This window comes from Microbulbifer sp. (genome assembly GCF_036563125.1).
Taxonomy (GTDB): domain Bacteria; phylum Pseudomonadota; class Gammaproteobacteria; order Pseudomonadales; family Cellvibrionaceae; genus Microbulbifer.
Genome location: NZ_DATCMV010000169.1, coordinates 1 through 15,472 on the forward strand (window position 1 = coordinate 1; position 15,472 = coordinate 15,472).

At 60.6% G+C, this 15,472-nt stretch carries 12 protein-coding genes; 1 reads left to right on the forward strand and 11 read right to left on the reverse strand.

Annotated elements, in window-relative coordinates:
• Together VIL80_RS14345 and VIL80_RS14350 are read right to left on the reverse strand one after the other, a co-directional pair.
• On the reverse strand, nucleotides 1-2,636 hold a 2,636-nt coding region (locus VIL80_RS14345; protein ID WP_332036777.1), incomplete at its 3' end, for an efflux RND transporter permease subunit.
• A gap of 75 nt (nucleotides 2,637-2,711) precedes the next feature.
• Entirely contained in the window at nucleotides 2,712-3,881 is a 1,170-nt protein-coding gene (locus tag VIL80_RS14350; RefSeq protein ID WP_332036778.1) for an efflux RND transporter periplasmic adaptor subunit, read from the reverse strand.
• Nucleotides 3,882-4,098: 217 nt separating this feature from the next.
• Here VIL80_RS14350 and VIL80_RS14355 point away from each other — a divergent pair, with 217 nt between their 5' ends.
• Nucleotides 4,099-4,761 carry a TetR/AcrR family transcriptional regulator gene (locus VIL80_RS14355; protein ID WP_332036779.1) on the forward strand — a complete coding sequence of 221 codons (663 nt, stop codon included), beginning with the start codon at nucleotides 4,099-4,101 and terminating at the stop codon, nucleotides 4,759-4,761.
• 82 nt (nucleotides 4,762-4,843) lie between these two features.
• On the opposite strand, the gene VIL80_RS14360 is transcribed toward VIL80_RS14355, so the two are convergent.
• The 9 genes from VIL80_RS14360 to VIL80_RS14400 form a co-directional block, all read right to left on the reverse strand.
• On the reverse strand, nucleotides 4,844-5,605 hold the full coding sequence (locus tag VIL80_RS14360; RefSeq protein WP_332036780.1) for an ABC transporter permease: 762 nt from the start codon (nucleotides 5,603-5,605) through the stop codon (nucleotides 4,844-4,846).
• A 16-nt stretch (nucleotides 5,606-5,621) separates the two neighbouring features.
• Nucleotides 5,622-6,569 (reverse strand): ABC transporter ATP-binding protein, encoded by a 948-nt coding sequence (locus VIL80_RS14365; RefSeq protein ID WP_332036781.1) that lies wholly within the window; start codon nucleotides 6,567-6,569, stop codon nucleotides 5,622-5,624.
• Nucleotides 6,570-6,674: 105 nt separating this feature from the next.
• Nucleotides 6,675-7,403, reverse strand: a complete 729-nt coding sequence (locus VIL80_RS14370) for a dienelactone hydrolase family protein (RefSeq protein WP_332036782.1) — start codon at nucleotides 7,401-7,403, stop codon at nucleotides 6,675-6,677.
• 84 nt (nucleotides 7,404-7,487) lie between these two features.
• Nucleotides 7,488-8,174, reverse strand: coding sequence for a tRNA (guanosine(18)-2'-O)-methyltransferase TrmH (gene trmH / locus VIL80_RS14375; RefSeq protein WP_332036783.1), 687 nt, complete (start codon nucleotides 8,172-8,174; stop codon nucleotides 7,488-7,490).
• A gap of 206 nt (nucleotides 8,175-8,380) precedes the next feature.
• The gene (locus tag VIL80_RS14380; protein ID WP_332036784.1) at nucleotides 8,381-9,610 is read right to left on the reverse strand and encodes an MFS transporter; all 1,230 of its coding nucleotides are present in this window, start codon (nucleotides 9,608-9,610) and stop codon (nucleotides 8,381-8,383) included.
• A gap of 75 nt (nucleotides 9,611-9,685) precedes the next feature.
• Complete coding sequence (locus tag VIL80_RS14385; protein WP_332036785.1) at nucleotides 9,686-10,804, reverse strand: flavin monoamine oxidase family protein; 1,119 nt, start codon at nucleotides 10,802-10,804, stop codon at nucleotides 9,686-9,688.
• Nucleotides 10,805-10,806: 2 nt separating this feature from the next.
• Nucleotides 10,807-11,475, reverse strand: a complete 669-nt coding sequence (locus tag VIL80_RS14390) for a cupin domain-containing protein (RefSeq protein ID WP_332036786.1) — start codon at nucleotides 11,473-11,475, stop codon at nucleotides 10,807-10,809.
• 159 nt (nucleotides 11,476-11,634) lie between these two features.
• Complete coding sequence (gene moeA / locus VIL80_RS14395; RefSeq protein WP_332036787.1) at nucleotides 11,635-12,888, reverse strand: molybdopterin molybdotransferase MoeA; 1,254 nt, start codon at nucleotides 12,886-12,888, stop codon at nucleotides 11,635-11,637.
• A 67-nt stretch (nucleotides 12,889-12,955) separates the two neighbouring features.
• Nucleotides 12,956-15,472, reverse strand: a 2,517-nt coding sequence (locus VIL80_RS14400) for a nitrate reductase (protein WP_332036788.1), incomplete at its 5' end; no start/stop codon positions are given.

Genomic DNA, 15,472 nt, shown 5'->3' on the forward strand with positions numbered 1-15,472 from the left:
AAGCTGCGCAGCTGCAACATCAGCAGGGTAAACACCACCAGCAGGAACAGCGGCATGCCGGCGTTGACGGATTTTTGCCCGCGCGCGGACTCCTCCACACTGCCACCGATTTGCAGCAGGTAGCCCGGGGGCAGGGTACTGCGCAGGCCCTCCAGCTGCGGCCAGATGTTGGCCACCACGGATGCCGGCTGTTGCGAACCGTAAATGTCCGCGCGCACGGTCACCGTGGGCAGGCGATCGCGATGCCAGATAATCCCTTCCTCAAAGGTGTAATCCAGTGTGGCCACCTGGTTGAGCGGCAGGGATTCCCCCTGACCGGTTTGCACCGCGAGATTGCCCAGCTGCGCCAGCGCCTGGCGCTCGCTCTCTTCGCCGCGCACGGTGACGGCGATCAGCTCGTTGTCTTCCCGGTACTGTCCCACCGCCGTGCCGGATGTTGAACCCTGCAGGGCCTGTGACAGGGCGGCGCTGCTCACACCCATTTCCCGCGCACGCGCCTGGTCCACTTCCAGGTTCACCACCTTGCTGGGCTCCTCCCAGTCCAGGTGCACGTTGGCGACGTCGTTATTGGTGCGCACGATACTTGCCACTTCGCGGGCGATGCGACGCACCTCGGGAATATGTTCACCGGATACCCGGAACTGCACCGGGTATCCCACCGGCGGGCCATTCTCCAGGCGGGATATGCGCGTGCGCACCGCGGGGAACTGTTCACTCAACGTGGTGATCAGCCACTGGCGCACCGCTTCGCGCTCCTCGATATTGCGTGTCAGCACCACGAACTGCGCGAAGCTCGCCGCCGGCAGTTGCTGGTCCAGCGGCAGGTAGAAGCGCGGCGAACCGGTGCCCACATAGGCTACATAGTTTTCCACCTGCGGGTTCTGCGCCAGCAGGGATTCCAGGCGCATGGCTTGCTCTTCCGTGGCTCGCAGCGATGCGCCCTCGCTCAGCTTCAGGTCTACCATCAGCTCCAGGCGCGCCGACGAGGGAAAGAACTGCTGCGGCACAAAGCGGAACAGCATGATCGCGCTGACAAATAACATCACCGTAAGCAGCAGCACGGTTTTGCGGTAGCGCAGGCACCACTGCAGCACCCGGCGGAAGCGCTGGTAGAACGGTTTCTGGTAGGGATCTGCGTGGCTCCCGTGGGCGCCGCGCTCCGGCAGCAGGCGGTTGCCGAGATAGGGAACGAAAATCACCGCCGCCACCCAGGACACCAGCAGAGACAGGGTGACCACCTGGAAGATCGAGCGGGTGTATTCCCCGGTACCGGACTGGGCGGTGGCGATGGGCAGGAAGCCCGCGGCGGTAATCAGCGTGCCGGTCAACATCGGAAAGGCGGTGCTGGTCCAGGCGAAGCCCGCGGCCTTCAACCGCGAGAACCCCTGTTCCATTTTGATCGCCATCATTTCCACCGCGATGATGGCGTCGTCCACCATCAGGCCGAGCGCCAGTACCAGCGCGCCGAGGGAAATCTTGTGCAGGCCGATGTCGAAATGATTCATCAGCGCAAAGGTCATCGCCAGCACCAGCGGGATCGACAGCGCCACCACGAGGCCGGTGCGGAATCCCAGGGAGAAAAAGCTCACCAGCATCACGATAATGAGCGCTTCCACGAGGACCTTGACGAATTCTCCCACACCGCTTTTCACCGCCGCCGGCTGGTCGGAAACCTTGCGCAGGGTGAGTCCCAGTGGCAGCTCCTGTTGCAGTGCATCGACGGCGGCGTCCAGCCGCTCGCCCAATTGCAGAATATCGCCGCCGGGCATCATCGACACCGCGATGCCTATGGCATCCTCCCCCATAAAGCGCACCCGCGGCTGGGGTGGATCACTGAACCCGCGCTCGACGCGGGCGAAATCCCCCAGTGCGATGGTGTGGCCGTTGGCGTGAATCGGGAACTGGCGGATTTCCTCCACACTCTGGAACTGGCCGCTGACACGGATGCGCACGCGGTCGGACACTGCCTCCACGAAGCCCGCTTCCGCCATCTGGTTCTGTGCCTGCAGCGCGGCCTGTACCGCGGCGAGGGGAATGCCCAGCGAGGCCAGCTTGGCATTGGAGATTTCCACCCAGATTCTTTCGTCCTGCAGGCCGAGCAGTTCAACCTTGCCCACATCGTCCACCCGCTGCAGTGCCAGCTGCAGGCGGTCGGCATAGTCTTTCAGCAGCGCGTAGTCGAAACCTTCGCCGGTGAGCGCGTAAATATTGCCGAAGGTAGTGCCGAACTCGTCATTGAAAAACGGCCCCTGGATATCCGGCGGCAGGGTGTGGCGGATATCGCCGACCTTTTTCCGCACCTGATACCAGAGGTCTGGAATTTCGTCGGAGTGCATGCTGTCGCGGGCCACGAACAACACCTGGGACTGGCCGGGGCGGGAGAAGGAGGTGATGCGCTCGGACTCGCCGGTTTCCATCAGTTTCTTTTCGATGCGCTCGGTAATCTGGCGGGAGACCTCTTCGGCGCTCGCGCCGGGCCACTGGGTATTCACCACCATTACCTTGAAGGTGTACGGCGGGTCTTCGCTCTGCCCCAGCTGGGTGTAAGACAGGGCGCCGATCAGGCCGAGAATGAGCATGGCGTAGAGCACCAGCGGACGATTTTTCAGTGCCCACTCGGAAAGGTTGAATCGCATAGTGTTGTATCCCGACGGTATGCGGTGGTGCAGGTAATTCCTGGCAACTTATCTGTTATGGAACCCGGCGCTGTTTCAGAAGCCCTGGGCAATATCGCCGTCTTGCTCGATGGGGCGATTGTGGCGATCCACCGGGCGCACCCGCTGCCCCTCGGTCACCAGCTGGGTGCCGGCGGCGACAATCCAGTCCCGCGGGGTCAGGTCGGAGAGCACCTCGGCCGTCTCCTCGCCGTAGCGGATAATGTCCACCGGCGTCTTGTGCAGGGTGAAGTTTTCCGGGTCGAGCTTCCACACATGGGCGCGGCTGCCGTCGGCGGTGATGGCGGACATTGGCAGTTGCAGTGGCAGGCGGTTGTCGCCGCTGTTTAGTGACAGGTTGTTCGATGTACCGCTGCGGGCAAACACCCGCGCACTCTGTCCCGGCTGTGCATTGGCCTCGGCGCTGTCGAATGCGACCCGCGCCTCGAAGGTGCGCAGGCCCGCTTCCGCTGCGGGGGAGATTTCCCGCACCTGTCCGCTGAACGCGGTGCCCGGACTGGACCAGAGTTCGATATTGACCCGTTGGCCCACGGCAAAGCGGTTCACCTGCTGCTCCGGCAGGTCAATACGCACTTCCCGCTCGCCATCGGCGGCGAGTACAAAGGCCGTCTGCCCGGCGCTGACCACCTGGCCGGCATCGATCATGCGGCGGGCGATCACGCCGTCGCGGGGCGCCTTCAATACCGCGTAATCCGCCTGGTTGCTGGCGACCTTCCACTGAGCGCGGGCCCGTTCCAGTTGCGCGACGCTGCTGTCGTGGCGGGTTTTGACCGCGTCAAACTGGGATTCGCCAATCAGCTTGCGCGCCAGCAATTCGCGGTAGCGGGTGAGTTCATTGCCGGCATTGCGGTATTCGGTTTCCGCGGCTTCCAGCTGCGCGCGCGCCGCGTCCCGCTGCAGCAGCAGGTCCTCGGCATCCAGTTCCGCCAGCGGCTGGCCCTGCTTTACCCGGTCTCCGGCTTCCACCAGCCGACGGGTTACCGCGCCACCGACCCGGAATGCCAGTGCCGGTTCATGGCGCGCGCGCACTTCACCCGGGTATACCGCCAGCTGCTCACCGGCGGCCTGTGGGTGCACCACAATGGCCGGGCGGGGTGGCTTGGCTTCCGCGGAATCGGGTGGTGAACAGGCAGTCAGGGCGAACGCTGCGATGAGGCCGGCGGCCAGCTTCAGTACGGGCAATTTAGCGGGCGGGAAGCGATGCATGGATACCTCATTCCTTGGGGAGCACGGATTGGGGGTGGGGAAGCGGGCGGAAACTGGTACAGTTGTCCACTTGTCTTACCGGTTCCTTTTCTAAACTGGTGAGTATGGTAAATATATTAAACTCGCGAGTCTACTAATTCGGTGGCGGCGAGCGCGCGTTTCAACGCCCGATATTCAGCGGGCTGCGGGAGGTGTGACCAAGCGACGATGACGACCCATGAGCGAACCTACAGCCCCTACTTCTCTGCCTGAATCGCCAGCGGCCAGCCGCGGCCGCCCCAAGGATCCCGCCAAACGGCAGGCGATCCTGGATGCGGCCAAGCACCTGTTCCTGGCCCAGGGGTTTACCGGCACCAGCATGGATGCGGTGGCCAGTGAGGCGGGGGTTTCCAAACTCACCGTGTACAGTCACTTCTCCGACAAGGAGACGCTGTTTACCGCCGCCATCGAGGCCAAGTGTGCCAACGTGATGCCGGAGCCGTTGTTCAGCCTGGAGCCGGGGGTGCCGGTGGCGGAGATGCTGCAGAAGATCGGCGAGGCCTTTCTGCAGATGGTGTACAACGAGGAGTCGCTGAAACTGATGCGCCTGATCAGCGCGGTGGGTAACCAGGATCAGACCATGGCCAATCTTTTTTACGAGGCCGGGCCCCTGCGGACCCGCAATGAAATGATCCGCTTCCTGAAGCGCGCGTGCGAGCTGGGACAGTTACAGGTGCCCGATCCGGGACGTGCCTCCGAGCTGTTTTTCGGTATGTTGCAGGGCGGCTGTACCCATATCCAGATCATGCTGGGCTGCAGTGAACCACCGGCACAGAGTGTCATCAGCGAGCATGTGGCGGAGGCGGTGCGGGTGTTTACCCGCGCTTATGGCTCTGCCTGACAGGCCCATTAAGTCAGCAACAAAAAAGCCCGCGAGAGTAATGCTCCACGGGCTTTTTTTTTGGACCAGGCCTGTATCCCTGTCAGGTGCGGATCTTGTAGCCTGTGCGGAAAATCCACCACACTGCCGCCATGCACGCGAACAGGAACAGCAGTGTCATGGCCAGGCTGATACCGACATTCACATCGGCAACACCGTAGAAGGCCCAGCGGAAGCCGCTGATCAGGTACACCACCGGGTTGAACAGGGTTACCTTCTGCCAGAATTCCGGCAGCATATTGATGGAGTAGAAGGCACCGCCGAGGAAGGTCAGCGGGGTAATCACCATCAACGGAATGATCTGCAGTTTCTGGAAGTCGTCCGCCCACACCCCGATGATGAACCCGAACATGCTGAAGGTGAGTGCCGTCAGAATCAGGAAGCCGATCATCCAGAACGGATGGGCAATTTCATAATCCACAAAAAAGCGTGCGGTGATCAGGATCAGCAGGCCGATAATTACCGACTTGGTGGCCGCCGCGCCCACATAACCGGCGACGATTTCGAACGCGGACACCGGCGCCGACAGCACCTCGTAAATGGTGCCGGAAAATTTCGGAAAGAAGATGCCGAACGACGCATTGGAAATACTCTCCGACAGCAGCGACAGCATGATCAGCCCGGGAATAATAAACGCCCCGTAGCTCACACCTTCGATATCGCCGAGACGGCCGCCGATGGCGGTGCCGAACACGATAAAGTACAGGCAGGTGGAAATTACCGGCCAGGCGATGCTCTGCATCAGGGTGCGCCCGGTGCGGGCCATTTCAAATTTGTAGATGGCGCGGATGCCGTGAATGTTCATGGTTTTACTTCCTCTCTCATCCGGCCTGCTGGCGTTCGCTTTGATTCTGGTGCACCAGGTTCACGAAGATCTCTTCCAGCGAGCTCTCGCTGGAGTGCAGGTCCTTGAATTCGATTCCGTGCTGGTTGAGAGCGCGCAGCAGGTCCGCAATACCGGTCTGTTCGCGCTGGGTGTCGAAGGTATAAATCAGCTGATTGCCGTCGTCCGCCACTTCCAGGGCAAATTCGTGCAGGGATTCCGGCAGTGCGGCGACCGGGCTCTGTAACTGGATCGCCAGCTGCTTCTTGCCCAGCTTGTGCATCAGGGTGTGCTTGTCTTCCACCAGCACCAGTTCGCCGCGATTAATCACGCCGATGCGGTCCGCCATTTCCTCCGCTTCCTCGATGTAGTGGGTGGTGAGAATCACGGTCACTCCGCTCGCGCGCAGTCCGCGCACCATTTCCCACATATCCCGGCGCAATTCCACGTCTACGCCCGCGGTGGGCTCGTCGAGGAACAGGATCGAAGGCTCATGGGACAGGGCTTTGGCGATCATCACCCGGCGCTTCATACCGCCAGACAGCGCCATGATCCTGCTGTCCTTTTTTTCCCACAGGGACAGCTGGCGCAGGATTTTCTCGATGTATTCCGGATTCGGTGCCTTGCCGAACAGGCCGCGACTGAAATTCACGGTGGCCCATACACTCTCGAAGGAGTCGGTGGAAAGCTCCTGGGGTACCAGTCCGATCTTGCTGCGTGCGGCGCGGAATTCACGCTGGATATCGTGGCCGTCGGCGGAGACCTTGCCGCTGGAGGGATTGACGATGCCGCAGATGATACTGATCAGGGTGGTTTTGCCGGCGCCGTTTGGCCCGAGCAGGGCGAAGATTTCGCCGCGTTTGATCTCTAGATCGACGGATTTGAGCGCGGTAAAACCACCGGTATAGGTTTTACCGACGCCCTGTACGGAAATGATCGTTTGCACGCTTCCCCCTTTGGCATAACTGGCGGTGCTGGTTGCGGCGGCTATTGTGCCTTGAACGACACTGGCGCTGCCACCTCCCGTCGGCAAAAGGGGAGCGTGTGAGGATCAGTGCTCGAAGATTTTGTTGTAGAAGGCGACAGCGCCCTCGTAGGCATCGTTGGCAGCGGCTTCGTCGTATTGCAGCGGGATGCCAAATTTTTCACCGCGCGCGGTGGCGGCGGGATTGGTGAAGCCGTGCTTGGCGCCGGGATAGCTGATGACATCGAAGCGCACGCCGGCGTCCTGCATCTCTTGCACGAAATGGGCGACGTGCTCGGCCGGGATCATGGCGTCATCGCCGCCGGTGTAGACCTGGATTTGCGCCTTCACGTCGCCGGCTTTGATTTTTACATCGCTCTGCAGAGCGCCGTGGAAGCTGACCACGCCTTTCAGCGGCAGGCCGAGGCGCGCCATGGTAAGCGCGACCGCGCCGCCGAAGCAGTAGCCCTGTGCGGCCACCTGGCCGGCTTCCACGGTGTCGTGTGCGTTGATCAGGTCGAGCGCGGCCTGGAAACGTTTCAGCGGTGCGCCTTCGGTTTCCAGGGTTTTGTTCATCAGCGCAGCGGCGTCGCCGGGGTTGTCGGCGCCGACATTGGTGCCATACATATCGAGGGCAAAGGCGGTGAAACCTTCGGCGGCAAGGCGCTCGGCTTCTTCGCGGGTGAAGTCATTGAGTCCCCACCACTCGTGTACCAGCAGAATAGCCGGGCGTTTGCCTTCGATGCTGTCGTCGTAGGCCAGGTAGCCGGTGAAAGATTCGCCGTCGATGGTGTATTCGATTTCTTCGGTGTGCATTATTTAGTCCCCGGAACGTCGGTTTGAATTCATCAGCGCTGAGGTTAGCCGTGTAGGTTGGGCAACGCAACGCGTGCCCGACAATTACAAATTGGGCTGCCGATATTTCGGATCCTGCGGCGGAATAATATCGCCATCCTCATCCAGTTCCGGAAACGGCAGTCCGTGCTTTTCGCAGTATTTCACCAGCTTCGGGTGCATCCAGCGGAACAGGATGTCCTTGATGGCCGGGTCTTCTTCGTCCAGGGTTTTGTTGTCGTACATGCCGGCGTTTTGCCGCTGGTGCATGGCTTCTTGCAGGATGATCGCGGCGGCGACACTGACGTTGTAGCTTTCCACCATACCGATAATGGGGATGGTGACATGGTCGTCGGCGTGTTCGGCAGCGTAGTCGCTGAGCCCTTCTTTCTCCGCACCCATGATGAGGGCGAAGGGTTGGGTGTAGTCGGCATCGCGGAAGTCGATGGCGCGGTCGGACCAGTGGGCGGCATACAGGTGCATGCCGCGGCTTTTGAGTTCGGCCATGCCGCTCTGGATATCGGGGTAGACGGAATTACCGGTAAATTTACCACTGCCACCAGCGGCGTTGTTGTAGATGCGATGCCCGTATGAGGGCTGGACCATGTGGATCTCCGGGATGCCGACGGCGTCCGCGGTGCGCAGCATGGCGGAGATATTATGGGCTTTGTGGACCTGGTCGGTGAGCAGTGTCATATCGTGCTGGCGCAGGCGAAGTACCTGCTTGAATTTTTCGTAGCGGTTGCGGCTCATGGTACTTCTAGCTGGCTTCGTTCCTGAATGGCCGCGAATTATAGCATCTTGTCACTGCTGCTCTGTGTGGCCTGTCTGGGGGTGGGTTGGCAGCAGATGAGCGTGTATCCCAGATAAGGGACCCTGCGGCGGGGTTGAAGGCGCGCTCAAATCCGTGATTCAGGCGCGCCTTCGCTTCCACTATGGCTACGTCGGGAATCTCATGTTTACCCAGTAATCTTTTGTCCTCGCAAAAAAAACATGGCGGCAGCTGCCAGCGCCAGTGGCACCAGGGAAACGGCAAGTACGGTGTTCCAGCCGTACACACTCAGAATACCGCCCGAGGCGAAGGACGCGATCGCCATAAGGGTGAAAATAATGAAATCATTGAGTGACTGGACCTGTGTTTTTTCCTCGGGTTTATGGCACTCCAATACCAGTGCCGAGGCACCGAGAAATCCGAAATTCCAGCCGATACCGAGCAGGATCAGCGTGCCCCAGAAATGTAAAACATCGGCACCGGCAAGGCCGAAGGCTGCGGAAGCCCCGGTCAGTACAAGCCCAAGAGACGTAATCGGCGTGGCGCCGAAGCGAGTGATGAGTTTGCCGGTAAAGAAGCTGGGCGCGTACATGGCAATTACATGCCATTGCAGGCCGAGGTTGGCGGATTCGTGGGAATGACCGTGCATATGCATTGCCAGGGGCGCGGCGGTCATCAGGAAGTTCATGAGTGTGTAGGAGACCGCTCCGGAGGTCACCGCAATCAAAAAACGCGGCTGCAGCGCGATGGTCGCCAATGGCCGTCCGCCCACCGTTTCCGAGCTGCTGGGTTTGGGTAACTGGACGCCGAGCAGGATGATGGCAGATGCTGCGGCGACGAGTGCCTGTGCCGCGAAGGTGGCGGCGTACAGAGGTTGTGGCCAGAGATGCATGGTCCAGTTCACCAGCTGCGGTCCGATTACCCCGGCAACCACGCCGCCCGCCATTACCATCGACATTGCCTGCGCCTTGCGTTGCGGATTGGTAGCGTCTGCGGCGGCGAAGCGAAAAGACAGCACCACCGCGGCATAGGCGCCGCCGAAAAACGTGGCGAGACAGAACAGCCAGAACCAGCCGGCAAGGATTGCAACCAGGGACAGAACGCCGGTCAGAACGCCGGCGCCGGTGCCGGCGAGAAATGCGGCGCGCCGGCCATAGCGTCCGGCGATGGCTCCTGCCGGCAGGGTACAGACGGCCATACCCACCACGAAGATAGAAATCGGCAGGGTGGCCAGCAGTGGGGATGGCGCCAGCATATTGCCGACGATGGCGCCGGTGGCATAGACCACCACAGAATTCGCCCCCGACAGTGCCTGGGCTATGGTCAGTCGCCAGATATTACTGCGTTGCTCGCGCTCGCTTGGTTCTGCACTCGATTTATTTATGGTCTCAATACCAGCCGTGTTGCATTCTGCCATTCAAGTCTTCTCAGTCGATTTAATACTGGGCGAGCTTTCTGCCCATGAATTACCTGTGTATCAGGTATCTACCAGTCACGAATTTTGGTCGTCTCGGAACATTTTGGGCAGTGCACGAATACCGAGGTCGACGGCGTCGATGGCTCCGGCGACATAGCCGGGAAATTGCGGCGACCACTCACTCGCGATACCGGTGATTTTGCTGTGCCAGGGGCCGGAGGTTGGTGTGTTGACCGGCGCTCGGGAATGGTCGCCTGTGGCTATCAGATCGGCGGCGCTGGCCGTATGAGTTTCCATTGCCCAGTCCTTGATGAATTCAGCTTTTGGTGTCGCGGCCTGCGGGCCGAACAAGCGCGCAAGTTGCTTGCGGCAATGGGAAAGCAATATTTCTTCAGGCACTGTGCTACGTATCTGCGCGGGTACCCCGAAAAAGCCGAACAGTGCACCACTGGAGTACGGCGTCGATGCATCGTGGATTTCGTTTAGTGGACCAATGGCGCTTCTGGCTTCACCGGAGAGTCCGTGTTCTCGCCAGAAAGGACGCTCGTAGATCGCGATATATTTGGCGTGTGGCGCCATCCAGGTGGCTGTCGCACGCCATTGTTCTGACAGGCTTTGTGGCAGCGGAGGTGTAAACCCGATGCGTTCAACGAGCAGGCGCGGTGGCACTGCCAGCAGTATGTGTCTGGCACGCACGCGGCTCGTGTGGCCGCTGCTATCTTCGCAGAGAATTTCCACATAGCGCCCGGCGATATTTAAGGTGTGTACCGTGTGGCCAGTCATGATTCGTGATACATCGACCCGGTGACCAAGGGCATTGATCAGTGAACTCATTCCGCCGGCAAGGCGCATGGATGTCGGTGTATTTATGTAGCCGCGGGTTCTCAGCGGCGGTTCGCCCTGCGCGCGCTCCACCAGCATGTCCCCTTCCTCGAATTGCGCGAAGCGCTCGAGTGCCAGATCGTGTACCAGTCTGTCGAGTTGCGGCTGCAAGTCTGGCCAGAACCAGGTAGGACCGAGGTCGAAGCGGTCGCTATCCCCCGGAGAAAATTCAGGAGTAGACTCTATCCGCCCACCCAAGGCGTCGCGCGCCTCGATGAGCAGGTACTCCTTAACCCCCATCTGTTCGAGCCGGTATGCCGTATAAAGACCGCTGAGGCCGCCGCCGACAATGGCGATGTCTGCGCTACGCATCGCTAAAACCCAAGTGTGGTTTTGCCGAGCCGGCCGATCTTCAGATAAAGGGTGACGCCCAGGGGACCGGCGATAAATTCCGGATATTCGCCCGCGGGCAAGCGAATCCAGCTGCCTTGGCAAAACGTGTGTGCGTCGCTCACCAGCTCACCTTCCAATACCAGCAGTTCCGCCCCTTGCAGCGGCGTGTGAAACAGGCGCTCGCCCGCAGCCAACCGCTGCAGGTTCACCTGTTCGCCGAACCCGGAATAGAGCGCGCAGATTTCGCGTCCATCGCCCTGCTGCCAGCTGGTCGGGTCGCGGGTATCGATGCGTGCTTGGCAGTTGTCAGCGGCGTCCATCTGCCAGAGTTTTACAAAGATGGTGGCCCCCTGATCGCTGAAGGGTTGATGGCTTGAACCCGGTGGGTTGCGCAGATACCAGCCGGCAGGGTAGTGGCCATCTTCGTCGGAGAAGGTACCGGAAAGCACCAATATCTCTTCGCCGCCGGGATGTTGGTGCCGCGGGAAGTGAGAGCTGGGTGCATAGCGCACGATACTGGTGGCGCGCGCCTTTTCTTCCCCCAAGCGGTCGAGCATCACACGCTCCACGCCTTGTTGGGGAGATGCACACCACTGATATTGATCGCCGGCCACAACGGCACGGCGGGAAAAGTCTGCGTTGATTTTCATGGCTTATGTCCGGTGTCAAAGCAGAATTGCCTATTTCCCGGTACCCCGGTTCAAAAGCTCAAGCCTGCGGTAACTACCGGTGCTGCGCGATTGGCAGTTTACCTGGGTAGCTGGGCGTGAGTGCAATCCTGCAATCGGTGATTCTGCTGTGCCCGTAGATTACTTTAACGGAGCAAGGAAGGGTTCCACGGTAACCCAGTCGCCAGTGTCGCAGTCGCCGCCTTCCCGGGGTAACACCACGAAGCAGTTGGCCTCGGCAAACCCGGAGAGAATATGGCTACCCTGGATGCCGGTAGTTTTCACCACCTGGATACCGTCGCCATCGCGATAGGTAAACCCGCGCTGGTAATCCGTGCGCCCCGGACTTTTGCGAATAGGATTCAGCAAGCGCGCGCGTACCTGTAGCGATGGCTGGCGGTATCGTTCTGATGTGCCGCGCAGTTTTTCCAGCGCGGGTACCACCAGTTGATACAGGGTGACAATGGCCGACACCGGATTGCCCGGCAGGCCGAAGAACAGGGTTTCTCCCTGGATTTTGGGCAGGCGACCAAAGGCAAAGGGTTTGCCGGGTTTGATCGCGAGTTTCCAGAAACCGATCTCGCCGAGTTCCTGCAAAACTGTTTTGGTGTAGTCCGCTTCTCCCACCGAGACTCCACCACTGGTAATCACAAAATCCGCATTGTTGCGGGCATGAATAAATGCCTCGCGAATGCTCTCCGGCTGGTCGGGGTAACAGCCCAGGTCCAGAATATCCACGTCCAGTTGCTCCAGCGCCGCCTGCAGCGCGATGCGATTGCTGTCGTAGACATCGCCGTCCCCCAGTTCCGTTGCCGGTGTACCAATGGGCTTCAGCTCATCGCCGATGGAGAGCAGGGCGGCTTTGAGTTTCCGCAATACGGTTACCTCCGCTACACCGGCGGCGGCGAGCAGGGCGATGTGTGGAACCTTGATTTTGGAACCGACGGGGACGAGGCTCTGGCCGCTGTGCACGTCTTCACCGCGCCGGCGAATGTTCTCGCCCGGCTTGGCGGGGCGGCTCATGGTCAGCCGGTCGCCATCTACGGTGCAGTTTTCCTGCATTTGTACACGGTCCGCACCACCGGGTACCGCTGCACCGGTGGTGATGCGGGTGGCCTGGCCGGGTTCCAGTGTTCCAGAGAATGGATGGCCGGCAAGGCTTTTGCCGATCAGGATGTAGCTGTCGGATTCACCGCAGAGGGCATAGCCATCCATGGCGGAGTTGTCGCAGGGAGGCAGGTCGAGCGTGGATAAAACCGGCTCGGCGAGGACCCGGCCGCAGGCCTGTTCCAGTGGAACAATTTCTGTTTCGGTAATCGGGTCAATGCTGTCGATCAGTATCTGCTTGGCGGCTTCTACGGAGCGCAGGCCATTTTCTGCACAGGCGTCTGACATAGCTCTTGCCTTATGTTCTATCTGCTTGATCCGCAAGATAGCCGCCTGAGGAGGGTGTTGCCAAGTATTAGCCCACCGCAATCGCGAGGTTGCTGTTTAGCAGTGCCGAGATTTCGGGCTTGCATGAGCCGCAGTTGGTGCCGCAGCCGAGCCGTTCCCCCAGCTCGCCGATCGATGTTGCACCTTCGGCGATGGCAGTTTCGATTTCCTTGCGGGAAACCTGCAAACAGGTACATACCATCTGCGCGCCGGCGGGGACATCGTGCAAGAGTCTGGCGGGGGCGTCTGGCAGCGGTTGCTGCAGGGCATTTTCCAGGGTTTTGCGGTCCGGCAAGGATTGCCAATCCGCGCTGGTGAACACCAGTAACTCCATCCGTTGACTGTGCAGCAGCCAGCGCTCGCCGCTGGGTAAATGCAAACGCTTGCGGTTAAGTTGCTGGCCGCTGAGGTTGCACAGCTTGACCGCCAGCGCCTGCCAGTCTGGCTGCTTTTTCAGGGCCAGCTCGAAGCGGAAGCCGCCCTGCACCGGCACCCGGTACCAGTGCAGGATGGTATCGAGCAGCTGGGCGTCGCCGGCCTGCAACCGGCGGTGGAGTTCGTCCGCGGCCTCGGTGCGCAGCAGCAGGCACGCGTAGCTGTGGGCGTGCAGTGGTTCGAGTGTCACGGCCACCTGTTTCAGCTCCGGCTGGCCGGACAGGGGGTCGGTAAAGGGAATGGCGAGGGCGCTGACGGTGGCGTTGAGGGCGAGGTTGTCGCTCCAGTGGATGGGCGCAAACAGCTGGCCGGGTTTCTGGCTGGCGGTGACTCTGGCGCGGCCGAAAAACTGGCCTTTTTCGCTTTCCACTCGCACCAGTTGGGCATTCTCAATTGCGAATTTTTTCGCATCCCCCGGGTTTACATACAGTTCCGGGGCTTCGCTGTGGTCCAGCAGTTTGCGCGCGCGACCGGTGCGGGTCATGGTGTGCCACTGGTCACGCAGTCGACCGCTGTTCAGTACCAACGGGTATGCGTCGCAGGTTTCCTGCTTCGGGCACGCGGGTTCAACGGCAACGAAGCGCGCGCGGCCATTGGGTGTGAAGAACTCGCCATCGCTGAACAGCCGCGCAGTGCCGTGGGGGTGGGCGGCGTTTATCGGCCATTGCTGCGGGGTGAAGTTGTCGTATTCGGGGTCGCTGATATTTGCCAGCGCGGAGATATCAAACGCGCGGAGAGCCTGGTCGCGGTTGTTCTCGAATCCCGACAGCGCCGCGTGCTCGCGGAAGATATCCGCGGAGGACTGGTAGTCGAAGGCCTCGGTAAAACCCAGGCGCCGGGCCACATCGCAGATGATTTCCCAGTCGTGCCGCGCTTCACCGGGCCTGGCAAGAAAACCTTTCTGACGGGAGATCCGACGCTCGGAGTTGGTAACGGTACCGGTTTTCTCGCCCCAGGTAGTGGCCGGCAGCAGCAGATCCGCGCAGCGCGCCGTGTCGGTATCCGCCACACAGTCGGACACAATTACGGTCGGACATTTTTTCAGCGCCGCGGCCACACGGCGCGCGTCCGGCATACTCACCGCCGGGTTGGTGGCCATGATCCACACCGCCTTGATTTCACCACGTTCCACCGCATTGAACAGATCCACCGCCTTGAGCCCGGGACCTTGCGCCATCTTCACTGCATTCCAGAAACGGCCCACGCGGTCGATATTTTCCTCGGTGAAATCCATGTGCGCAGCCAGCATATTCGCCAGCCCACCCACCTCGCGCCCGCCCATGGCGTTGGGCTGGCCGGTGATGGAGAAGGGGCCGCAGCCGGGCTTGCCGATTCTACCGGTCGCCAGGTGACAGTTGATGATGGAATTGTTCTTGTCGGTACCGGTGCTGGACTGGTTGATGCCCTGGGAATAAAAACTGACGGACTTCTCGGTGGTGCGGAACAGCTCGTAAAATGCGAGCAGCTGCTCCAGTGTCACATCGCAGTACTCTGCCACCTTGTGCGGCGTCCACGCGGCCGCGGCATACAGGGCATCGCTGAAGCCTTCCGTGTAGCTGTTGATATAGCCGTGGTCCAACGCACCGAACTCGGCGAGGTAGTGCAGCAGGCCGTTGAATAGCGCCGCGTCACTGCCCGGGGTAATCGCCAGGTGTATATCTGCCATTTCACTGGTGGCACTGCCGCGGGGGTCCACCACCACCAGCTTGGCATTGGCTGCCTGCATCCGCTGGAACAGAATTGGGTGGGTCCAGGCTGCGTTGGAACCGATCAACACCACCAGTTCCGCCTCATCCAGATCCTGGTAATTACACGGCACCGCATCCGCACCAAAGGCCCGTTTGTACGCGGCCACCGCGGACGACATGCACAGGCGGGAATTGGTATCCACGTTCGCCGTGCCGATAAAGCCCTTCATCAGCTTGTTGGCAACGTAATAATCCTCGGTGAGCAACTGCCCGGAAAGGTAAAACGCTACCGAATCCGGTCCGTGCGCGTCGATGGTTTCACGCAGTTTCGACGCGGCATAATCCAGCGCAGTCTCCCAGTCGCAGTCCTCACCATGCAGACGTGGCGTTAACAGACGTCCGTGATTACCCAGCGTATCCGC

What these genes read in the sequence shown, in the direction of transcription:
- VIL80_RS14350 (WP_332036778.1), bottom strand. Translation starts at nt 3,881, where the DNA reads ATGCATCGCTTCCCGCCCGCTAAATTGCCCGTACTGAAGCTGGCCGCC.
- VIL80_RS14385 (WP_332036785.1), bottom strand. Translation starts at nt 10,804, where the DNA reads ATGCGTAGCGCAGACATCGCCATTGTCGGCGGCGGCCTCAGCGGTCTT.
- moeA (WP_332036787.1), bottom strand. Translation starts at nt 12,888, where the DNA reads ATGTCAGACGCCTGTGCAGAAAATGGCCTGCGCTCCGTAGAAGCCGCC.
- VIL80_RS14370 (WP_332036782.1), bottom strand. Translation starts at nt 7,403, where the DNA reads ATGCACACCGAAGAAATCGAATACACCATCGACGGCGAATCTTTCACC.
- trmH (WP_332036783.1), bottom strand. Translation starts at nt 8,174, where the DNA reads ATGAGCCGCAACCGCTACGAAAAATTCAAGCAGGTACTTCGCCTGCGC.
- VIL80_RS14390 (WP_332036786.1), bottom strand. Translation starts at nt 11,475, where the DNA reads ATGAAAATCAACGCAGACTTTTCCCGCCGTGCCGTTGTGGCCGGCGAT.
- VIL80_RS14355 (WP_332036779.1), top strand. Translation starts at nt 4,099, where the DNA reads ATGAGCGAACCTACAGCCCCTACTTCTCTGCCTGAATCGCCAGCGGCC.
- VIL80_RS14360 (WP_332036780.1), bottom strand. Translation starts at nt 5,605, where the DNA reads ATGAACATTCACGGCATCCGCGCCATCTACAAATTTGAAATGGCCCGC.
- VIL80_RS14380 (WP_332036784.1), bottom strand. Translation starts at nt 9,610, where the DNA reads ATGGCAGAATGCAACACGGCTGGTATTGAGACCATAAATAAATCGAGT.